The following is a 20,488-nucleotide window of genomic DNA, read 5'->3' as shown; positions in this document are numbered from 1 at the left end:
TCCCGCGCGCGGAGGCGGCAGAAACCGCCACTTGAGCGGAGCAGCTCAGCGGATCAGCTGCTCCCACCCGTCGCCGTCGGCGTGCTCGAAGATCAGGTTCGTCTCGGTGTGGGCCACCGCCGGGTGTCCGGTGAGGTGTGCGAGGACGAACTCGCGCAGCTCAGCGGCGTCGCGCGCCATGACGTGCAGCAGGAAGTCGTCCGCGCCCGCCATGTGGAACAGGCTCAGCACGCCGGGCAGGCTCGGCGCGGCACGCCGGAAGGCCTCGATCTCTTCGCGCGCGTGCTTGACGAGCCGGATCGCGATGAGGGCCTGCACGGTCGCACCCAGCGCGAGCGGGTTGAGATCGACCCGATAGCGACGGATCACGCCGCTGGTCTGGAGCCGGCGCAGGCGCAGCGACACCGTCGACTCCGCGATGCCCAGAGTCGAGGCGAGCGATGCCCCCGACGCGCGGGCGTTCGCGGTCAGGGCCCGCAACAGCGCGCGGTCCGTCCGGTCGAGTTCAAGGACCTGCGCCATGGGGCTCCTTCGCCGAGCGGTGGGTGAAGATTCTTCGACCGAGTCTATGGAAGGATCGGCATCCTCCAGAGTCGATTGCCGATTCGCGCAGTTTCTGTTGTCCTCGACGCATGGATCCCCGTCACCATCGCCTCGACACCCGCGCCGTCCACGGCGGGATGCAGGGCCTGCGCGAAAGCGGCGCTCACGTCCCGCCCATCGACTTCTCGACCACGTACCCGTTGCCCGATGTCGATACCGGCGGGCTCGCGTACGAAGAGCTCGCAACCGGGCACGACCTCGGCCCGGGTCGCAGCGCGGTGTATCAGCGGCTGTGGCAGCCCGGGGTCGCGCGGTTCGAGGACGCGCTCGCCGACCTCGAGCACACCGAAGGTGCCGTCGCCTTCGCGAGCGGCATGGCGGCTTTGGCTGCCTGCCTGATCGCGACCGCGACCGCGGGAAAGCCCCACATCGTCGCGGTCCGACCGCTCTACGGCGGCACCGATCACGTGCTCGAGAACGGCCTGCTCGCCACGACCGTGACCTGGGCGCACGTCGAGGAGATCGCGTCGGCCATCACGCCGCAGACGGGCCTCGTCATCGTGGAGACCCCGGCCAACCCCACGCTCGAGCTCGTCGACCTCGCCGAGGTGGTCGCCGCCGCCGGTGATGTTCCGGTGCTCGTGGACAACACGTTCGCGACGCCGGTTCTGCAGCAGCCGGCGCGCCACGGTGCGACCCTCGTCCTGCACAGCGCGACGAAGTATCTCGGTGGCCACGGCGACGTCATGGGCGGCGTCGTCGCGACAAACGAGGAGTGGGTGCGGCGGCTGCGTCAGGTGCGCGCCCTGACCGGGGGACTCCTGCATCCGATGGCCGCCTACCTCCTGCACCGAGGGCTGCGCACCCTGCCCCTGCGCGTGCGCGCGCAGCAGCGGACCGCCGGGATGCTCGCGGAGCGCATCAGCGCGCATCCTGCCGTCGCTCGTGTCTTCTATCCGGGGCTTGCGGGTCAGGATCCCGCGGGGCTCCTCGGCCGGCAGCTCGACGGACCCGGCTCGATCATCGCGCTCGAACTCGCCGGCGGATACGACGCGGCGGCGCGGTTCACCGAGTCGTGCGAGCTGATCGAGCACGCGGTCTCGCTCGGCGGCATCGACTCGCTCGTGCAGCATCCGGCGTCGCTCACGCACCGCCCCGTCGCGGGGGAGGCGAAGCCGGGCGCGGGGGTCGTGCGCCTGTCGATCGGTCTCGAGGACGTCGATGACCTCACGGATGACCTGCTCGTCGCGCTCGCCGCTGCGGACGCGCTGTCGGATGCCGCACCCGAGCTGACCCGCACGCCCACCCCGGCCTGACCGCCGGCTTCCGGCATCCGCGGGTTAGCGTGGAACGCATGCCATCGACTCCCTTCCGCTCACTCGAGGACTACATCGCCCTGCCCCGCGTGGAGGCGCTCGCGCTGTCACCGGACGGCACCCGTGCCGTGCTCACGGTCGCCACGCTCAAGAAGGACGGCACCGCGTACGAGCGATCCCTGTGGACGGTCCCGACGGACGGAGCGGGGTCGCCGGCGCGACTGACGCGCTCGGCCAAGGGCGAGTCCAGCGCCTCCTTCACGGCCGACGGCGACATCCTGTTCGTGTCCGCCCGCGCCGACAGCGAGGCCGACGAGGACGACGACTCGGCCCAGCTCTGGCTGCTGCCGGCGACCGTCGGCGAGGCTCGTCCGGTGACCCGGCTCGCGGGAGGCGTCGGGTCGATCGCGGCGGTGGCACAGGACGCCTCCCGCGTCGTGCTGAGCGCCGAGCTGCTGCCCGGCGGTGAGAGCCTGGAGGCGGAGGCGAAGCTGCGGGCGCTCCGCAAGAAGAAGAAGGTCTCCGCGATCCTGCACGAGTCCTACCCGGTGCGCTTCTGGGATCACGACCTCGGTCCCGCCGAGCCGCACCTGCTCGCCCTCGACCTCTCCGCACTCGCCGACACGGTGGCTGCTGTTCCCGCCGAGTCCGATGATCGCGCGCCCGGTGACGCGGTCGACGAGGACGGGGATGCCGGCACGCCCTATCCGGCGACGCTGCCGCGCCCGGCCGACCTGACTCCCGCCCCGGGTCGCAGCGCCGACATCGCCGGTGCCGCCCTCACCCCGGACGGCACGACTCTGATCGCCGCGCTGCGCATCCCCGAGACCCGCGACGGACGGTTCGCCCTCGCCGCGATCGACGTGGCCACGGGTGAGCGCACGTGGCTGTTCGACGAGCCGGGGGTCGACTTCGAGGCGCCGACCGTCAGTCACGACGGGCGGACGCTCGCCTACCTGCGCTCTGTCCGGAGCACCCCCGCGGGGCCCACCGACATCGAGGTCTGGGTGTCGGACATCGACGGCGGCAACGCCCGTCGCATCGCGACCGAGTGGGATCGCTGGGCCTCGAGCCTCGTGTTCGCCGCGGACGACGCCGTGCTGATCGCCACGGCGGATTCCGACGGTCGGGGTCCCGTCTTCCGGCTGCCCCTGGACGGCGGCGCGGCAGAGCAGCTCACCCAGGACGACTTCACGTACACGCACGTCGCTGTGGATCGCGCGTCGGGCGGGCTCGTCGCGCTGCGCTCGAACTGGGTCGCGCCCGCCCACCCGGTCCGCATCGCGCCCGACGGCTCGGTGACGCCGCTCGTCACGCCCGCCGTCCTGCCCGTCGCTCCCGGGTCGATCACCGAGGTCGACACGACCGCCGAGGACGGCGCGCGCGTGCGCGGCTGGCTGCTGCTGCCCGAGGGCGCCTCCGAGGATGCGCCCGCCCCGCTGCTGCTGTGGATCCACGGCGGACCGCTGAACAGCTGGAACGCCTGGAGCTGGCGCTGGGCGCCGCTCCTCGCGGTCGCCCGCGGGTATGCCGTTCTGCTGCCCGACCCCGCCCTGTCGACCGGATACGGGCTGGAGTTCATCGCCCGCGGCTGGAACAGCTGGGGCGGCAAGCCCTACACCGACCTCATGTCGATCACGGATGCCGTCGTCGCCCGCCCCGACATCGACGAGTCCAAGACCGCGGCGATGGGGGGCTCGTTCGGCGGCTACATGGCGAACTGGATCGCCGGGCACACCGACCGCTTCCGCGCGATCGTGACCCACGCGAGCCTGTGGGCGCTGGACCAATTCAGCGGCACGACCGACAGCTCCGACTACTGGCAGCGCATCTTCACGCCCGAAGCGATGATCGAGAACTCCCCGCACCGCTTCGTGGACGGCATCCGCACGCCCCTGCTCGTGATCCACGGAGACCGGGACTACCGGGTGCCGATCGGCGAGAGCCTGCGGCTGTGGTCCGAGCTCGCCGAGCACCACGCGCAGCCCGACGGCTCGACCGTGCACAAGTTCCTGTTCTACCCGGACGAGAACCACTGGGTGCTGAAACCGCAGCACGCCGTGGTCTGGTACGAGACGGTGTTCGCGTTCCTGGACCAGCACGTGCACGGCGCCGACTGGCGCCGCCCCGAGCTCCTGGGCTGACCCTGCAGCCCGCGAGAGGGCACAAATGACCCTCTCGCGCGGCGTGTCGCCCTACATAAGTGCCCTCTCGCGAGCTGCAGGGGTGCAACGCGAAACGCGGACGCAACAGATTTCCGCGACACTGTGGGGATGTCCACAAAGGTCTCGCTCACTCACCACACCGGGTACACGTTCGCCCGACCGGTGTCGGTCACCCCGCACGTCGTGCGCCTGCGGCCCGCCCCGCACGCGCGGACGCCGATCGAGGCCTACTCGCTCGAGGTGAGCCCGGCGAACCACTTCATCAACTGGCAGCAGGATCCTTTCGGCAACTGGGTCGCGCGCCTGGTCTTCCCCGAGAAGATCGATCACCTCTCGGTCACGGTGAGCCTGGTCGCCGACATGATGGTGATCAACCCCTTCGACTTCTTCATCGAGGAGTACGCCGAGACCTTCCCGTTCGAGTACGAGCCCGGCCTGAAGGCCGACCTCGCTCCCTACCTGCGTCCGGTCGAGGGCAGCGACCAGGCGGCGGTGTGGAAGCAGTCCTTGCCGCCCGTCCCCGCCGAGGGGATGCCGACCGTCCCGTTCCTGGCGGGGCTCAACTCCGCGGTGCACCGCGATGTCGCGTACGACGTGCGGATGGAGCCCGGGGTGCAGACCCCCGACGAGACCCTCGGCCGGGCGATCGGCTCGTGCCGGGACAGCGCGTGGCTCCTGGTGAGCCTGCTCCGCCAGTACGGCCTCGCCGCCCGGTTCGTCTCGGGATACCTGGTCCAGCTCGCCGCCGATCAGAAGGCCTTGGACGGCCCGAGCGGCACCGAGGTCGACTTCACCGACCTGCACGCGTGGACCGAGGTGTACATCCCGGGTGCCGGATGGGTCGGCATGGACCCCACGAGCGCCCTGTTCGCCGGCGAGGGTCACATTCCGCTCAGCGCGACTCCGCACCCCTCCAGCGCCGCGCCGATCCAGGGCGCCACCGAGCCGGTGGAGGTCGCGTTCGAGTTCCGCAACGAGGTCATCCGCATCCACGAGGATCCGCGCACCACGAAGCCGTACACCGACGACCAGTGGGCGCGCATCGACGCGCTCGGGCTCGCGGTCGACGATCGCCTGCGCGCGGGCGACGTGCGTCTCACGATGGGCGGCGAGCCCACGTTCGTCGCGCTGGAGAGCGCCGACGAGGAGGGCAAGACGAGCCCGCAGTGGAGCACGGATGCCGACGGCGAGCACAAGCGCGAACTCGCGAACGTGCTCGCCGAGCGCCTGCGCAGCACGTACGCGCTCGGCGGCGTCGTGCACCGCGGGCAGGGCAAGTGGTATCCCGGCGAGCCCCTCCCGCGCTGGAACATCGCGCTGCAGTGGCGCACGGACGGTCAGCCGCTGTGGAGCGACGCGTCCCTGTTCGCCGACCCGTGGGGACCGGATGCCGATCCCGACGCGCCCCGCAACGCCGAAGCCCTCGCCCGCGCGGTGACCGCGCTGCTCGGCATCCCCGATCGACGGCTCCTGCCCGCCTACGAGGATCCGTTCGCCGCGCTCGCCGCCGACGTGCGTCAGCCGGAGGGGCCGCGTCCCGGCGTGGACGAGAGCGACCTCGACGTCGCCGCCGCCGACCGCACGGCCACGACGCCGACCGGCTGGGTCCTGCCGCTGACGACCGAGGGGGAGTGGACGAGCCCCGCCTGGAGCTTCCGGCGCGGGCGGCTCGTGCTCCTTCCCGGAACCAGTGCCGTGGGACTGCGGCTGCCGCTGGACTCGGTCTCGTGGACCGACCCGGAGCACCCGGGGGAGCCCTCCTATCTCGAAGCGGGCCCGGCGCTGGAGTCCCGCATCCGCAGCGTCCCCGTCGTCGACCCGGAGGAGGCGCGCACGACGGCGCTCGCGTTCGAGGCCCGGGACGGCTTCGTGCACGTCTTCCTGCCGCCAACGATCGAGCTCGAGGCGTACGCGGACCTCCTGGCCGTCATCGAGCGGGCGGCCGCTCTCACGCGGTGCCGGATCGTGCTCGAGGGCTACGGTCCGCCGCCGGACGCGCGGCTCACTCAGCTCGTCGTCACCCCCGACCCCGGGGTCATCGAGGTCAACGTGCAGCCGACCTCGTCCTGGGAGGAGCTCCGCCACCTCACCGTCACCCTGTACGAGCAGGCCAGGCAGAGCCGGCTCGCGACCGAGAAGTTCGACCTCGACGGTCTGCACACCGGCACGGGCGGCGGCAACCACCTCACGCTCGGCGGCACGCAGCCCGTCGACTCGCCGCTGCTGCGGCGTCCCGATCTGCTGGCGAGCCTGATCACGTACTGGCAGCGGCACCCGAGCCTGTCCTACCTGTTCTCGGGGCGCTTCATCGGACCGACGAGCCAGGCGCCGCGGTTCGACGAGGGCCGGCCGGAAGCCGTGTACGAGATGGAGATCGCGCTGCAGGAGGTCCGCCGGCTCACCGGGGTGGCGCGGGAGCTCGGCGAAGAGTCTTCGCCGTGGCTCATCGACCGGGCGCTGCGGCACCTGCTCACGGACCTCACCGGCAACACGCACCGCGCCGAGTTCTGCATCGACAAGCTCTACAGCCCCGACTCGAGCCGGGGACGCCTGGGTCTGCTCGAACTGCGCGGATTCGAGATGCCGCCGCATCCGCAGCTCGCGCTCGTCCAGGCGCTTCTGGTGCGGAGCATGGTCGCGATGTTCTGGGAGAAGCCGTACGAGGCGCCGCTCATCCGGTGGGGAACCCGCCTGCACGAGGACTTCCTGCTGCCGGAGGGCGCGACCACCGACATCGCCGAGGTCGTCGCGGACCTGCGGGACCACGGCATCGCGTTCGAGACGGAGTGGTTCGACGCGTTCACCGAGTTCCGCTTCCCGCGCATCGGCGTGACGCGGCTCGAGAACGGCGTCGAGCTCGAGCTGCGGCAGGCGATCGAACCGTGGAACGTGCTCGGCGAGGAGGTGACCGAGGGAGGCACGTCGCGCTACGTCGACTCGTCGCTCGAGCGCATTCAGGTGAAGGTCACCGGGCTCGATCCGCGCACCCACCTCGTGACGTGTCAGAGTGTTCCCGTGCCTCTGACCTCGTCCGGCCCGGCCGCGGAGTACTACGCCGGCGTGCGCTATCGCGCGTGGCAGCCGTACTCGGCGCTGCACCCGACGATCCCCGTGCACGCGCCGCTCGTCTTCGACGTCGTCGACATCGCCTCCGGGGTGAGCGTCGGCGGCGCGACCTATCACGTCGTCCACCCCGGTGGCCGGTCGTACGAGCGGCCCCCGATCAACTCGAATGAGGCCGAGGCTCGGCGCGCGAGCCGGTTCGCGCCGCACGGCCACACGGCCGGCCGGCTCGACGTGGCCGAGCTCCGCGAGAAGGCCCGGCGGGCCGCCACACCGGACTATCCGCACACGCTCGACCTGCGGCGGGTGCCGCTCTCGTGAGTCTGCTGCGCGACTACGCCGCCGCGATCTCGCAGCCCACGCTGCCGCTCGCGGGCACCGGCGCGCGCTTCGACGAGGTCGTCGGACCCGACGGCGGGCTGCGGTCGGCATGGAAAGGCATGGCCGCGGTCGCGGTCGAGCTCACCGGGATCGAGATCGGCCGGATCGACGACGAGATCGCGACCCTTCTCGCCGATGACGGCGCGACGTACGGCAACCCCGAGCAGGGGACCCAGCCCTGGCAGCTGGACCCGATGCCGCTCGTCCTGGATGCCGCGACCTGGGCGCGGCTCGAGGTGGGTCTCGCGCAGCGCGCGGAGCTGCTGAACGCGCTGCTCGCGGACCTGTACGGCGAGCAGCGGCTCCTCTCGGAGGGCATCATCCCGTCGGCCGTCGTGTTCGGGCACTCCGGCTACACGCGGCCGATCGTCCGCCGCCGCGGGCACGACCCCCAGCCGCTCATCCTCGCCAGCACCGACCTCGGCCGCGACGCGGCGGGCGAGTGGCGGGTACTCACCGACCGCGTGCAGGCGCCCTCCGGGCTCGGCTACGCGATGGAGAACCGGCGGATCCTCTCGCGCGTGCTGCCCGACCTCTACGAAGAGGCGGGTCTGCATCGCATGGAGCCGTACTTCTCGGCCGTCCGCTCGGCGCTCCTCCAGGCGGCCCCCGCCGAGATCGCCGACCCGCGCGTGGTCGTCCTCTCGCCGGGAACGCACTCCGAGACCGCGTACGACCAGGCCTTCATCGCGAACATCCTCGGCTTCCCGCTCGTGCAGGGCGAAGACCTCGTCGTGCACGACGGCTGGGTGTGGATCAAGCCCGCCGGCTTCCCGCAGCATGCGCCGCATGAGCGCGTGGACGTGATCCTGCGGCGCGTGGATGCCGAGTGGTGCGATCCGCTCGAGCTGCGCGCCGGATCCCGGCTGGGCGTCGCCGGTCTCACCGAGGCCGTGCGCCGGGGCCGGGTGCGCCTCGTGAACGGCCTCGGTGCCGGCGTGCTGGAGAATCCGGGACTCATCCCCTTCATGCCCGCCGTCTGCGAGCGTCTTCTCGGCGAACAGCTGCGCCTGCCGGCGGTGCCGACGCAGTGGTGCGGCGACGACGAGGGGCTCGCCGCCGTCCTCGCCTCGCTCGATCAGCGGCCTGCGACGGAAGCCCGGGCGCTCATCATCCGCGAGATCGACGGTCGCGCCGCTGATCTGTCGGGTCTGGATCCCGCGGAGCTGCGCGCGCGGATCCTCGCGGCGCCGCACCGCTTCGTGGGACAGGAGCGCCTCCCGCTCTCGCAGGCGCCAGCGTGGGGGAGCGTGGGTCGCACGTCGGGCCGGGCGGGGCCGCATCCGCTCGTCCTGCGCTCGTTCACGGTCCGCGACGGCGCGATCTACCGCCCGCTGGTCGGCGGACTCGCCACGCTCGTCGACGACCGCGCCGCCGCGCCCAGCACGAAGGACGTCTGGGTGCTCAAGAACGCCCCGACCGATCCCGACCAGGGCATCGTCGAGGTCGCTCCCGTGCCGCTCACTCGAGCGGTGCCGGTGCTGTCCCCGCGCGCGGTGGAGGACATGTTCTGGTCGGGCCGGTACACCGAGCGCGCCGAAGACCTCGTCCGGCTCGTGATCACGGCGAGCGCGTACGCCGAGCAGCTCGACTTCAGCTCGAGCACGCAGGGCGGGGCGGCCGTCCGGGCGCTCATCGGCGTCCTGCAGCGGCTGTGCGGGACGCGCTACGGCGACCCGGATCTCGAGCAGCGCTCGCTGCTGCTGGACGCCGATCGCCCCGGCTCCGCCGCCCACTCGCTCCAGCGCCTGCGCGACGCGCTCGAGGGCGTCCGCGATCAGCTCTCCGTCGACACCTGGCGCGCTTTCGGCAGCACCGACCGGGCGATGCGGGCGCTGCGCTCGTCGCGCCGGACGCAGATCGCCGAATCGGCCAGTCGCATGCTGGGCGGCATCCTGTCGCTGCAGGGCGTGACGGCCAACATGATCCGCGACGACGGCTGGCACGCGATCGAGGCGGGCCGCTACCTCGAGCGGGCGCTGCAGGTGTGCACGCTGCTGGCGTCGACGACGACCGCCTCGCACGGGATCGGCGTGGACCGCGCGGTGCTCGGCGGCGTGCTGATGGCCGCGGAGAGCTCCGTGACGCACCGTCGCCGCTACCGAGGCGTCCTGCGCACCGCCGACGTGCTCGAACTGCTGCTGCTGGACACCGGCAACCCCCGGTCGGTGGCGTTCGCGCTGGATCGGCTGCGCTTCCATCTCGCTGCCCTCGCCGCCTCGACCGGCTCGACGCGCCCCGAGCGGCTGCTCGAGCACCTCGAGGACGCGCTCGAGGCGGTCGACCTGCCGGCGCTCACCGTCCCGGTCGACGGCCGCCGTCCGCGTCTGGACGAGTTCCTCGCCGAGACCCGCGCCCAGCTGCATCGCCTGGGCGATGCGATCGTGCATCTGCACTTCGCCGCCGGCCCTGAGCCGCAGCCGCTGTCGTCGCTGAGCCTGATCGAAGTGAGCGGAGCCGACGCATGAGATACCGCGTGTCGCACCGCACGACGTACACGTACGACGACGACGTCTCCAGCAGCTTCGGAATCGCGCACTGCCGGCCGCGCGAATTGCCGTGGCAGCAGGTGGCCTTCCGGACGGTCACGATCGATCCGGCGCCCGGCGACCTCAGCGACGACGTGGATTGCTACGGCAACGTCGTGTCGTACTTCCACGTCACCGAGCCGCACCTGCAGCTCACGATCGACGCGCTGAGCGAAGTGACGGTCGAACCCACTGCCTACGATGCCGACGCGCTCGCCGAACCGTGGGAGCGGGCGCGCCCGATCCTGCACCCGGAGATCCGCGGCGCGTGGTCGGCGGCCGAATTCGCTCTGGAATCACCGAAGGCCCGGCACGTGGACGCCGCCCGCGCGTACGGCGCGGCATCCCTCACGCCGGGGCGCCCGATCGGCGAGGCCGTGACCGATCTTATGCACCGGATCAAGACCGATTTCCACTACGACAAGACCGCCACGACGGTCACGAGCACTGTCGCCGACGTGTTCGACAAGCGGGCGGGTGTCTGCCAGGACTTCGCCCACCTCGCCCTCGCGTGCCTGCGCAGCCACGGCGTCGCCGCTCGCTACGTCAGCGGGTACCTCGCGACGACACCGCCCCCGGGGAAGCCCCGCATGGTCGGCGCCGACGCGTCGCACGCGTGGGTGGCCGCGTGGCTGCCTGGTTCGGACCAGTGGCTCGCGTTCGATCCGACCAACGACCAGTGGACGGCCGACCGGCACGTGACGGTCGCGTGGGGCCGGGACTACGGCGATGTGCCGCCGGTGAAGGGCGTGATCTTCACCGAGGCGAAGAAGTCCACACTCCGCGTCGCGGTGGATGTCGCCCCGCTCACCGAGCTCGCGCAGAGCTGACCGCAGATCATCCCCCGATCCGCAAGGGCCGGGGGCCGATCGGTTCGACGTGCGAGCCTGAGAAGGTGAAAGCCTATCGATGCCGCGTGTGCAGCAGTCCCCTCTTCTTCGAGAACTCCCTCTGCGTGACCTGCCGGACGGGCCTCGGGTATTCGCGTGACGAGCGGCAGATCGTCCCGGTCGACCTGCAGGGCCGCTACGTCGACGCGACCGGGCTCATCTGGCACGTCTGCCGCAACCTCGACCTGTCGGGATGCACGTGGCTCGCGCCGCTCGAGGGCGGCCAGTGCTTCAGCTGCGCGCTCACGCGAACGCGCCCGAACGACGCGGATGCCGCGGGCATCGCGAACTTCCCGGTCGCCGAGCGGGCGAAGCGCTACCTGATCGCGGAGCTCGATGACCTGGGCTTCCCCGTCATCGGCAAGGATGCCGCCACCGGCGGCGATCCCGTCGACGGGCTGTGCTTCGACCTGCTCTCCAGCACCGACCGCAACGTCGTGATCGGGCATGACGAGGGGGTCATCACGATCGACCTCGCCGAGAGCGATCCCGCGTACCGCGAGCGCGTCCGCGGCGAGCTCGACGAGCCGTACCGGACGATGCTCGGCCACTTCCGGCACGAGGTCGGGCACTACTTCGAGTGGCAGCTCGTGGAGAAGGCGGCGGATGCCGGGCTCCTGGCGCGCGCACGTGAGCTGTTCGGCGACGAGACCGTGGACTACCAGGAGCAGATCGATCGGCACTACGCTGACGGCCCGCCCGCGGGATGGGAGGAGCGATACCTCACGATGTACGCGACGATGCACCCGTACGAGGACTTCGCCGAGACCTGGGCGCACTACCTGCACATCTGCGACACGCTCGACACGGCGGTGCACTACGGACTGATCAGCGACGAGCGCGGCTCCCGGTCGTTTCGAGAGCTGGTCACGGAGGTGTGGGTGCCGCTGTCGACCGCGCTCAACGCGATCAACCGTTCGATGGGCAAGGACGATCTCTATCCGTTCGTGATCCCGGCTCCGGTCCTGGACAAGCTCGAGTTCGTCGCGTCGCTCAGGCCGTAGCGGGAACGACGAAGGGCGCCGACGGATGACCGTCGGCGCCCTTCGGATGATCAGGCGCGCTTGCGGCGACCGACGATGAGGCCGTAGATCAGCAGGACGATGATCGAACCGCCGATGGCCAGGAGCCAGGTCTGCAGCGAGAAGAAGTCCTGCAGCGGCGCGCCGAAGAGGACGCTGCCGAGCCACCCGCCGAGCAGGGCGCCCACGACGCCGAGGAGCAGGGTGATGAGCCAGCCGCCGCCCTGCTTACCGGGGAGGATCAGCTTGGCGATGGCGCCGGCCAGCAGGCCGAGGATGAGGAATGCGAGGAAACCCATGGTGTGTCTCTGTTTCTGTCGAGGTGATGTGCTGTGAACCTCCGCTCCGGGCGAAGGCCGTGCCCGAACCTATCCCAGGCGCGACAGCCCGGAGGGGGGCTTGCGCACTAGGGTGAAATGCCCTTCGCGTGCGTCGGGCGCGCGCGGGACGGACCCGCGGGAGTCAGGAGGATGCCGTGCTCGACGTGATCGGCGACCTCATTCCGTTCGGGATCGGCGTCGCGCTCAGTCCGTTCCCGATCATCGCCGTCCTGCTGCTGCTCACCGCCCCGGTGGGGCTCGGCGGGAGCAGCCTCTTCCTCCTCGGCCGCGCGGCGGGCTTCGCGCTGCTCACCGCGGTCTTCGCCGTCGTGTCGGACCTGATCGATCAGGCCGCGGGATCCTCTCTTCCGGCAGCTGTGCTGCGGCTCGCCCTCGGCGTCGTGCTCGTGGGGGTCGGCATCCGCAAGTTCGTCCGGCGGCCGCGGGCGGATGCCGCACCGAAGCTGCCGGGCTGGATGCAGTCGATCGAGCGCACCGGCAGGGGCGGTGCACTCCGGCTCGGGTTCGTGCTGACGGTCGTGAATCCGAAGGAGATCGCGTTCGCCGCGGGAGCCGGGCTCACGATCGGCGGGGCGTTCCTGCCGATCGGTCAGGCGATCGGCGCGGGCGCGCTCTTCGTCGTGCTCGCCTGCCTGAGCGTGGCGGTCCCGGTGACCCTGGTGGCGGTCGCCGGCGACCGGGTCACGCCGGTCCTGCAGACCGCGAAGAACTGGCTCATCGCGAACAACGCGATCGTGATGGCTCTCGTGCTGATCGTGATCGGCGCGATGCTCATCGGGAGCGGCGTGTCGGGGCTGTCCGGCTGACCGCTTCGGGTTAACCCGACGGGAGGATTCCGGATGCCCCCGGCGCGCGCGGCGGCGCGCATCAATACCGTGGAGCCATGACCTCCTCCACCCTCGCTCCGAGCGCCGCTCCCGTCGTCCCGCCGCCGTCACGATCGCCGCTGCGCGACCCGCTGCGGATCGCCGGAGCCATCGCCCAGCTCGCCGCCCTCGGCGTCGTGGGGCCCGTCGTCTTCACGGTCCTCGCCACGCTGCTCGGGGTCGGGCTCGGACTCGTCCCCGTCCTCGGCATCGGCCTGGTCTTCCTCCTCGGCTTCGTCTACGCGCTGTACGGCGTGGCGTGGTTGGAGACGGCACGCGTGGACGGGCTGTATGCGCTGGGCCTGCCGGGCCTCGCGCCGCGTCGGCGGACCACGCCGGGCTTCGGCGGCTTCCTCCGTGTCGTCTGGCGGCAGTTCATCGACCCGTCGATGTGGCGCGCGATCGCGAGTGCCGCGATCGGGACGGTCCTGGGTCTGATCGTCCTGCCGCTCGTGTCGGTCTTCGCGTCGGCGATCGTGCTCGTCTTCGCTCCGCTCTTCGCCCGCAGCGGCGCCGTCACCCTCGCCGGCACCGGCATCGAGGTGCCTGTCTCGTGGGCGGTCGTCACCGGGATCCTGGTCGCGCTCGTCGCGGTGGCCGCGATCATCGGTCTCGCCGTGCTCCACGCCGTCCTCGCCCGCGCGATCGTGGTGCCCACCCGTGAGGCCCAGCTCGTCGAGCAGGCGCGCACATCCGACGTCCGCCGCGAGGGGGCGATCCGGGCCTCCGAGGTCGAGCGCACCCGCATCGAACGAGACCTCCACGACGGGGTGCAGCCCCGGCTCGTGTCGGTCGGGATGACGCTGGGTCTCGCGCAGCAGAAGATCGACGACGACCCCGAGGCGGCGAAAGCGCTGCTCGCGGAGGCGCACACCTCGACGAAGGCCGCCATCACCGAGCTCCGGCAGCTCGCGCGCGGCATCCACGCGTCGGTGCTCGATGATCGGGGGCTGGATGCCGCCCTCTCGGCTCTCGCCGGGCGCTCGCCCATCCCCGTCCAGCTCGACGTCCGCATCGATCGGCGCTGCGACAGCAACGCCGAGGCCGCCGTCTACTTCTGCATCGCCGAATCGCTCACGAACGCCGCGAAGCACTCACGCGCAACGGGCTGCCGCGTGCTGGTCCGTCAGCGCCCGGACGGGAGCCTGTGGGCGCGCGTCGAGGACGACGGGATCGGCGGCGCGCAGGTGACGCCCGGTGGCGGCCTGGACGGCATCATGAACCGCGTCCTCGCCGCGGGCGGCACGGCACGGCTGGACAGCCCCCAGGGTGGTCCCACGTCTCTGGAGGTGAGCGTCCCGTGCGCATCCTGATCTGCGAGGACTCCGTCCTGCTGCGCGAAGGGCTCGTCCGCGTCCTGGAGGACTCCGGCCACGAGGTGGTCGCCGCCCTGGCGGACGCGCGGACCCTCGAGGAGACCGTCGAGCAGACGATGCCCGAGCTCTGCCTCCTCGACGTGCGGCTTCCGCCCACCTTCACCGACGAGGGCATCCGGGCCGCGCTGAGACTGCGGGCCCGGCATCCCGATCTCCCCCTCCTCGTGCTCTCGCAGTACGTCGAGGAGCGCTATGCGAGCGAGCTCATCACCGCCCACGGCGGAGCGATCGGCTACCTGCTGAAGGACCGGGTCGCGGACGTGTCGGACTTCCTCGAGGCGGTCGCCCGCATCAGGGACGGTGCAACGGTCCTGGATCCCGAAGTGGTCGCGCAGCTGCTCAGCCGCCGACCCCGCGACGAGCGGATGCAGCGCCTTACGCCGCGCGAGGCGTCGACGCTCGCACTCATCGCCGAGGGTCGGTCGAACCAGGCGATCGCGGCAACCCTCTTCGTCTCCGAGGCGAGCGTGGAGAAGTACATCACCGCGATCTTCCAGAAGCTCGAACTCGAGCCGGACGAGTCCGGCAACCGGCGGGTGCTGGCAGCGCTCGTCCACCTCGAACACGGCGGCCCGCAGCCGCAGACAGGAGCAGGATCATGACCATCGCACCCCCTCCCGCGGCTCCCGCGGCCCCGACGCCGCCGCCGACCCGGGGTTCCTCCCGCGTCGTGGCGATCCTCGCGATCGCGCTCGGCGCGGCCGTGATCCTCGGGGCGCTCGGCTCGGCGGTGTTCTCCACCGTCGCCGCCGCGAGCGTCCGCACCGAGAGCCGCAGCGTCGATGTCGGGGGAGTGAGCGAACTCGATGTCAGTGTGGATGCCGCCTCGCTCCGCCTCGAGTTCGCCGACGTGTCCGAGGCGACGCTTCAGGTGACCAGCGGTCTGGGGGCGGGCTCGTGGACGCTTCGCACCGACGGCGACACCCTGCGGGTCGCCTCGCCCCAGCGCTTCGGTCCAGGCTGGTGGGTCTTCGGCGGTGAGGTGCGGGCGATCCTCACGCTGCCGCAGGACCTCGCCGGCGACGACCTCGACGCCACGCTGGAGCTCGCCGCCGGCGATCTCACGGTCGATGGGCGGTTCGGCGACCTCGGCATCGACGTCGGCGCGGGCCGGCTCTCGGTGGACGGATCGGCCACGACGCTCACCGCCGAGCTGAGCGCGGGCGGGGCGGACATCGACCTCGCGGACGTGACCGAGGCCGGCTTCTCGGTGAGCGCGGGCACGATCGATGCACGCCTGACCGGCACCGCGCCGCGCACCGTGACGGTGGACGTGAGCGCAGGTGGCCTGGATCTCGAGCTCCCGGACGGCGCCTACGACGTGCGCTCGGACGTGTCGGCCGGCGAGTTCGACAACGGGCTGCAGACGCAGGCCGGTGCCCGCAACACGGTCGACGTCACGGTCTCGGCCGGGACGGTCACGATCGACAGCGCCCGCTGACGCGCCGCGCGCGGCACACGCGAGCTCGCACGCCGCGCTGCGCCTCGCGGCCCGCGCTGCGTGTCGCGGCCCGCGCTGCGTGTCGCGGCCCGAACCGCACCACGGGCCGCGAGAACGGAAGCCGGCCGCGAGAGCACATCCGTGTGCGGGAGGATGGAGTCATGCTGAGCATCCCCACCGTGACCCTGAACGACGGCGTGGCCTTCCCCGAGCTGGGACTGGGCACCTACAAGCTGCAGGGCCCGGAGGGAGTGGCCGCGATCGTCGCGGCCATCGACAGCGGCTACCGACTGTTGGACACCGCGGTCAACTACGAGAACGAGGGCGAAGTCGGCGAGGCGGTCCGCACCGCCGGCGTGGACCGCGCCGAGCTGCTGATCACGACCAAGATCCCCGGTCGTCATCACGGACGCGCGGAGGCGCTGGAGAGCACCAAGGCCTCGCTCGCGCTGCTGGGTCTCGACCGGATCGACCTCTCGCTCATCCACTGGCCCAACCCCAGCGTGGGCAAGTACCTGGACACCTGGCGCGGGATGATCGACGCCCGGGAGCAGGGGCTGGTGCGCTCGATCGGCGTGTCCAACTTCACGGCCGCGATGCTGACCGAGCTCATCGACGAGACCGGCGTCACGCCCGCGGTCAATCAGGTGGAGCTGCACCCCTACTTCCCCCAGGCGGAGCTCCGTGCCTTCCACGCCGTGCACGGCATCCGCACCGAGAGCTGGAGTCCGCTGGCGCGTCGATCCGAGCTGCTGCAGGAACAGGTGCTGCAGGAGATCGCCGGCACCCACGATGTGACCCCCACTCAGGTCGTGCTGCGCTGGCACACGCAGCTGGGGAGCACGCCGATCCCGAAGTCAGCCGATGCCGACCGTCAGCGCGAGAACGCCGATGTCTTCGGCTTCCGCCTGACCGATGACGAGGTGTCGGCGATCTCCGCGCTCGAGCGCGGTCGGCTGTGGGACGGGGATCCCGATACCCACGAGGAGATGTGAGGGCGTCCGGAGCCTAGAGCTGCGCGCCGTTGTCGTCGGGGTCGTCGATGCCGATGTGCCGCCCGCGCCAGGATTCGTACGCGATCAGCCAGCCGACCGAGATCGCCAGGGCCAAGACGATGCCGATCCACAGCTGTCCCCAGATCAGACCGAACAGCACGCCGCCGGCGAAGATCAGGATCGTGCCGATGAGCCACTGGATGCGGCCCTTCGGCCAGCCGGTGCGAGGTTCAGACATGGGATCAGCCTAGGGCGCGGCCTCGAGCTCAGCGGTTGCGGTGGTCCTCGGGGTGCAGGCGCGGTGCGCGCCGGGGCTCCCGGATGCCGCTCGCTTCGAGGTAGCGGATCACGCGCTGACGCTGACCCGCCCACGGGGCGAGCAGCTCCAGCATCCCGTCGTCGTCGACGCGCGCGCCGGTGAGGGCGTAGCCGACTTCGTGTGCGAGGTGGAAGTCGCCGACGCTCACCGCGTCGGGATCTCCGAGCGCGCGGATGCGCGTCTCGGCCGAGGTCCACGCGCCGATGCCGCGCTGACTGATCAGCACGCGGTCGCGGGCCTCGCCGTCGGTCGCCGCCATGAAGACACGGCCGATGGCCTCGCCGCGGCGGGCCGCTTCGACGATCGTGCGCGACTGCGGAGGCTCGAGCCCGGCGCGGTGCCACGACCATGACGGGATGCGGCGCCACCCCTCGATGTCCGGCGGGGCGTACATCGGCTTCGGCGTCGGCCCGGGGGCGCGCTCGCCGTGCCAGGTGACCAGCCGGCGCCACGCGCCGAACGCCTGCATGCCAGTGACCTTCTGCTCGATGATCGCGCTGGCGAGGGAGTCGAAGAACAGATCGGTGCGACCGATGCGCACGCCCGGGTGGCGGTGGTGCGCGTCGGCGATGAGCGGATGCCGCGTCGCGTCGAAGTCGCCGGGATCGTCGTCCCGCCCGCAGAGCGCAGGCAGCTGATCCAGCGCCCAAGACGCGCCCGGGCCCCACGCGGCGCCGCGGATCACGCCGGGGGAGACCTCTCGGATCGCCAGGGTGGCGATGCCCTCCGGGGTCCTGCTGGCGCGCCAGATGACCTCGCCCGCGATCACCATGGTGGGGTCGCCGCCGCCGTGGCGCTGATAGACGACGGTGCGACGCACGTCGACCGGATGCCGCGGGCGGTACTCGGTCTCGAGCGGTCGATCGGCGGCGGTCCGCGCTGCCGGCCGGAGCTCCGCGATCGTCATGCGCTCACCCTACGCTCCGCCCCCCGACACTCGGCGCTCGCGCTCTGAGGATCACGTGAGAACGGCGTCGGTCGTTCCGCTCTTGGGGATCCGGCCCTCCCGCTTTCCGCGCGGGATAGCGTTGAGCGAATGACGCTGAACCACATCCGACGCGGGAACGGCAGCCCCTTGCTGCTCGTACACGGTCTGGGCGCGGGGTGGCGATCTTGGGCCCCGATCCTCGACCAGCTGGCCGAGCACCGTGAGATCATCGCTGTCGACCTACCGGGTTTCGGGGAGACACCGCCTTTGACCGGTGAGGTCTCGATCGCCACGCTGACCGACTCTGTCGCGGACTTCATCCGCGAGCAGGGGCTGGACGGGGTCTCGACCGCCGGCCAGTCGATGGGCGGCCGAATCGTGCTCGATCTTGCGCGGCGGGGGGTCGGCGGCGACACTGTGGCGTTGGACCCGGGCGGCTTTTGGAGCCGCGGCGAGCTCGTCGTCTTCGGAGCCACGCTGCGGCCCTCGATCGCTCTGGTCCGAGCGCTGCGAGGCGTGCTGCCAGCCCTGCTGGACAACCCTGTCGGCAGGGCTCTGCTGCTGGCGCAGTTGTCGGCGCGGCCCTGGACGCTCTCGCCCGAGACCGTGCTGCCGGACGTGCGCGGACTGGCCGATTCGCCGGCGACCGGTGCCGCCATGGACGCCCTCACCAAAGGACCCAAGCAGCAGGGCGCACCGGCCGGAACGGTGCCCGGCCGGGTCACGATCGGGTGGGGGCGGCGCGATCTGGTGACGGTGCCGCGTCAGGCCTCTCGCGCCACAGAACTGTTCCCCGACGCCGTGCTGCATTGGTTCGAGCGCTGCGGCCACTTTCCGCAATGGGACGCCGCGCAGGAAGCGACTCGACTCATCCTCGACAGCACCCGCTAAAACCGGCGGTCTGCCCAGCCGAGGACTGCGCTCGTCACCGTTCATCGATCCGTATGCGTCAGCGGCACGCCTCGACGCGTGATGGACAAGATCCCACCGTCAACGCTCGGCTGGTCCCTGCGGACCAGCGGCACGCCTACGAACAATTCGTCGGAGACATCTTCACTGCGCGCGGCCGCGGCATGGCTGCGATCCTGGCGCCGGTCGTGAGGTCGTCGGCGCCCGCCGCCCGGCAGATCCTTTCCGCGGCGGGCATCCACCCCGCATCACTGCCGCGCGATCTGGATGCCGCGCAATGGGCGCGGCTGTGGTCCAAACGATAGAGCCCCGCGTGCGTCCGTATCACGCGGACGTCTCGCCTCTCTTCTCCAGAGAGGCGTCGAGAGTTCTCGGTTCGGAGGCGAGTCGCTGCAAACGGAGCGGCGGCTGCCCTCTCAATAGTCCAGGCGCTGGGCGCAGGAAAACGGGAGATGACATGTCCTGGGTTGGTCGCAAGAAGATTGCTTTCGTCCCGCTGTACCGCACGAACGCCCTACCGCCCGACATCGTGCCGAACCACTGGGAGGATGACATCCTTCGCAGGGCGCTGTACGACCCTGATCCGAGCACCGGCAGAGACCGGTCGCTGAGGGCGTACATCAGGGCCGCGTCCTCGGGGATCGCCGACCTGGACGCCGTCGTGGTGGAGCGGCACAGTGTCGACCAGCGTGATGTGCCGGCGGCCATGCTGGAGCCGGTGATCGGCGCTCGACTTCGGTCGGAGGGGTTCGATGCCGCTGCGATCGTCATGCTCGGCGGACGCGGCGCGGGCACGAACAGCGGATTCTGGTCGAGGTTCGTGATGGTCGAGGACGTCGGTGTCTGGGCGATGGAGTTGATGCACGGCCTGACCGGGTTCACGGATCTGTATCCGTTCGGCGACGACATCGATCCACAGAATCCCGTCATCGGCAGGTACGACCAGATGTCTGCGTCGACCGCGACCCACCCGACGGCGTACACGAAGACCGGGATCCAGTGGCTCGATCCGGCGACCGTGGCGCAGCACAGCGGCCGCGTCGGCGAGTATGCCCTCCACGCGATAAGTCTGACGCAACCACCGCCCAGCGGTCGGGTCGCGGCGGTGAAGGTCGGCTCGGGGGTTCCGTACGTCATGATCGAGGCCCGACTCATGGCTGATCAGTTCGATGCCGGCATCCCGGAGGAAGGCGTCATCGTCTATGCGGTCCAGACACCCGATCCGCTCGGTCATCGCATAGACAAGCTCCGCCCCGTCATCATGAAGGCGCCTTCAGCGCTGGGCGCAAGCGAGCGATTCGAGTCCGACACGCTGACAGTGGACGTGACGCGCGCAATCCCCGGCGGATTCATCGTTTCTGTCTTGGACTCCGGTCCGCCGTTCATCCGGGGCGAACTTCTGTCG

Annotated in this window: 18 protein-coding genes; 14 read left to right on the top strand and 4 right to left on the bottom strand. The window is 71.1% G+C overall.

Annotation, left to right across the window (positions count from 1 at the left end):
- Positions 1 to 45: 45 nt before the first annotated feature.
- Positions 46 to 522: an Lrp/AsnC family transcriptional regulator gene (locus ABD197_RS14665; protein ID WP_314505133.1), complete on the bottom strand. Its 477-nt coding sequence runs from the start codon at positions 520 to 522 to the stop codon at positions 46 to 48.
- A gap of 110 nt (positions 523 to 632) precedes the next feature.
- Here ABD197_RS14665 and ABD197_RS14660 point away from each other — a divergent pair, with 110 nt between their 5' ends.
- The 6 genes from ABD197_RS14660 (at position 633) to ABD197_RS14635 (ending at position 11,890) form a co-directional block, all read left to right on the top strand.
- A complete protein-coding gene (locus ABD197_RS14660; protein WP_344055594.1) occupies positions 633 to 1,859 on the top strand; it encodes a trans-sulfuration enzyme family protein in 1,227 nt (408 codons plus the stop codon).
- A 38-nt stretch (positions 1,860 to 1,897) separates the two neighbouring features.
- Positions 1,898 to 4,003 (top strand): S9 family peptidase, encoded by a 2,106-nt coding sequence (locus tag ABD197_RS14655; protein ID WP_344055593.1) that lies wholly within the window; start codon positions 1,898 to 1,900, stop codon positions 4,001 to 4,003.
- A gap of 129 nt (positions 4,004 to 4,132) precedes the next feature.
- Positions 4,133 to 7,408, top strand: coding sequence for a transglutaminase family protein (locus tag ABD197_RS14650; protein WP_344055592.1), 3,276 nt, complete (start codon positions 4,133 to 4,135; stop codon positions 7,406 to 7,408).
- Positions 7,405 to 9,936, top strand: coding sequence for a circularly permuted type 2 ATP-grasp protein (locus tag ABD197_RS14645; protein ID WP_344055591.1), 2,532 nt, complete (start codon positions 7,405 to 7,407; stop codon positions 9,934 to 9,936). The genes ABD197_RS14650 and ABD197_RS14645 overlap by 4 nt, the downstream gene beginning before the upstream one ends.
- Positions 9,933 to 10,826, top strand: a complete 894-nt coding sequence (locus tag ABD197_RS14640) for a transglutaminase family protein (protein ID WP_344055590.1) — start codon at positions 9,933 to 9,935, stop codon at positions 10,824 to 10,826. Before ABD197_RS14645 ends, ABD197_RS14640 begins: the two co-directional genes overlap by 4 nt.
- An 86-nt stretch (positions 10,827 to 10,912) precedes the next feature.
- Positions 10,913 to 11,890 (top strand): zinc-binding metallopeptidase family protein, encoded by a 978-nt coding sequence (locus tag ABD197_RS14635; RefSeq protein ID WP_344055589.1) that lies wholly within the window; start codon positions 10,913 to 10,915, stop codon positions 11,888 to 11,890.
- A 50-nt stretch (positions 11,891 to 11,940) separates the two neighbouring features.
- On the opposite strand, the gene ABD197_RS14630 is transcribed toward ABD197_RS14635, so the two are convergent.
- Positions 11,941 to 12,207 (bottom strand): GlsB/YeaQ/YmgE family stress response membrane protein, encoded by a 267-nt coding sequence (locus tag ABD197_RS14630; RefSeq protein ID WP_344055588.1) that lies wholly within the window; start codon positions 12,205 to 12,207, stop codon positions 11,941 to 11,943.
- Between the two features lie 176 nt (positions 12,208 to 12,383).
- Here ABD197_RS14630 and ABD197_RS14625 point away from each other — a divergent pair, with 176 nt between their 5' ends.
- The 5 genes from ABD197_RS14625 (at position 12,384) to ABD197_RS14605 (ending at position 16,927) form a co-directional block, all read left to right on the top strand.
- On the top strand, positions 12,384 to 13,055 hold the full coding sequence (locus ABD197_RS14625) for a GAP family protein (protein WP_344055587.1): 672 nt from the start codon (positions 12,384 to 12,386) through the stop codon (positions 13,053 to 13,055).
- Between the two features lie 77 nt (positions 13,056 to 13,132).
- Positions 13,133 to 14,428 (top strand): sensor histidine kinase, encoded by a 1,296-nt coding sequence (locus ABD197_RS14620; RefSeq protein WP_344055586.1) that lies wholly within the window; start codon positions 13,133 to 13,135, stop codon positions 14,426 to 14,428.
- A complete protein-coding gene (locus ABD197_RS14615; protein ID WP_344055585.1) occupies positions 14,416 to 15,093 on the top strand; it encodes a response regulator transcription factor in 678 nt (225 codons plus the stop codon). Before ABD197_RS14620 ends, ABD197_RS14615 begins: the two co-directional genes overlap by 13 nt.
- The gene (locus ABD197_RS14610) at positions 15,090 to 15,932 is read left to right on the top strand and encodes a DUF4097 family beta strand repeat-containing protein (RefSeq protein WP_344055584.1); all 843 of its coding nucleotides are present in this window, start codon (positions 15,090 to 15,092) and stop codon (positions 15,930 to 15,932) included. The genes ABD197_RS14615 and ABD197_RS14610 overlap by 4 nt, the downstream gene beginning before the upstream one ends.
- Before the next feature lie 161 nt (positions 15,933 to 16,093).
- Positions 16,094 to 16,927: an aldo/keto reductase gene (locus ABD197_RS14605; protein WP_344055583.1), complete on the top strand. Its 834-nt coding sequence runs from the start codon at positions 16,094 to 16,096 to the stop codon at positions 16,925 to 16,927.
- Positions 16,928 to 16,940: 13 nt separating this feature from the next.
- On the opposite strand, the gene ABD197_RS14600 is transcribed toward ABD197_RS14605, so the two are convergent.
- A complete protein-coding gene (locus ABD197_RS14600) occupies positions 16,941 to 17,165 on the bottom strand; it encodes a hypothetical protein (RefSeq protein WP_344055582.1) in 225 nt (74 codons plus the stop codon).
- Positions 17,166 to 17,193: 28 nt separating this feature from the next.
- Positions 17,194 to 18,153, bottom strand: coding sequence for a DNA-3-methyladenine glycosylase family protein (locus tag ABD197_RS14595; protein ID WP_344055581.1), 960 nt, complete (start codon positions 18,151 to 18,153; stop codon positions 17,194 to 17,196).
- Positions 18,154 to 18,282: 129 nt separating this feature from the next.
- Here ABD197_RS14595 and ABD197_RS14590 point away from each other — a divergent pair, with 129 nt between their 5' ends.
- The 3 genes from ABD197_RS14590 to ABD197_RS14580 all read left to right on the top strand — a co-directional run.
- Positions 18,283 to 19,065: an alpha/beta fold hydrolase gene (locus ABD197_RS14590; protein ID WP_344055580.1), complete on the top strand. Its 783-nt coding sequence runs from the start codon at positions 18,283 to 18,285 to the stop codon at positions 19,063 to 19,065.
- 182 nt (positions 19,066 to 19,247) lie between these two features.
- Complete coding sequence (locus ABD197_RS14585; protein ID WP_344055579.1) at positions 19,248 to 19,388, top strand: hypothetical protein; 141 nt, start codon at positions 19,248 to 19,250, stop codon at positions 19,386 to 19,388.
- 8 nt (positions 19,389 to 19,396) lie between these two features.
- A partial coding sequence (locus ABD197_RS14580; protein WP_344055578.1) for a hypothetical protein occupies positions 19,397 to 20,488 on the top strand: 1,092 nt, incomplete at its 3' end.

This window comes from Microbacterium lacus, from assembly GCF_039531105.1.
In the GTDB taxonomy this organism is placed as follows: domain Bacteria; phylum Actinomycetota; class Actinomycetes; order Actinomycetales; family Microbacteriaceae; genus Microbacterium; species Microbacterium lacus.
Note: the sequence above shows the minus strand (reverse complement) of the source record. Positions and strands in the feature narration are given on the sequence as shown.

What these genes read in the sequence shown, in the direction of transcription:
- ABD197_RS14665 (WP_314505133.1), bottom strand. Translation starts at nt 522, where the DNA reads ATGGCGCAGGTCCTTGAACTCGACCGGACGGACCGCGCGCTGTTGCGG.
- ABD197_RS14660 (WP_344055594.1), top strand. Translation starts at nt 633, where the DNA reads ATGGATCCCCGTCACCATCGCCTCGACACCCGCGCCGTCCACGGCGGG.
- ABD197_RS14655 (WP_344055593.1), top strand. Translation starts at nt 1,898, where the DNA reads ATGCCATCGACTCCCTTCCGCTCACTCGAGGACTACATCGCCCTGCCC.
- ABD197_RS14650 (WP_344055592.1), top strand. Translation starts at nt 4,133, where the DNA reads ATGTCCACAAAGGTCTCGCTCACTCACCACACCGGGTACACGTTCGCC.
- ABD197_RS14640 (WP_344055590.1), top strand. Translation starts at nt 9,933, where the DNA reads ATGAGATACCGCGTGTCGCACCGCACGACGTACACGTACGACGACGAC.
- ABD197_RS14630 (WP_344055588.1), bottom strand. Translation starts at nt 12,207, where the DNA reads ATGGGTTTCCTCGCATTCCTCATCCTCGGCCTGCTGGCCGGCGCCATC.
- ABD197_RS14620 (WP_344055586.1), top strand. Translation starts at nt 13,133, where the DNA reads ATGACCTCCTCCACCCTCGCTCCGAGCGCCGCTCCCGTCGTCCCGCCG.
- ABD197_RS14610 (WP_344055584.1), top strand. Translation starts at nt 15,090, where the DNA reads ATGACCATCGCACCCCCTCCCGCGGCTCCCGCGGCCCCGACGCCGCCG.
- ABD197_RS14605 (WP_344055583.1), top strand. Translation starts at nt 16,094, where the DNA reads ATGCTGAGCATCCCCACCGTGACCCTGAACGACGGCGTGGCCTTCCCC.
- ABD197_RS14600 (WP_344055582.1), bottom strand. Translation starts at nt 17,165, where the DNA reads ATGTCTGAACCTCGCACCGGCTGGCCGAAGGGCCGCATCCAGTGGCTC.
- ABD197_RS14595 (WP_344055581.1), bottom strand. Translation starts at nt 18,153, where the DNA reads ATGACGATCGCGGAGCTCCGGCCGGCAGCGCGGACCGCCGCCGATCGA.
- ABD197_RS14590 (WP_344055580.1), top strand. Translation starts at nt 18,283, where the DNA reads ATGACGCTGAACCACATCCGACGCGGGAACGGCAGCCCCTTGCTGCTC.
- ABD197_RS14585 (WP_344055579.1), top strand. Translation starts at nt 19,248, where the DNA reads ATGGCTGCGATCCTGGCGCCGGTCGTGAGGTCGTCGGCGCCCGCCGCC.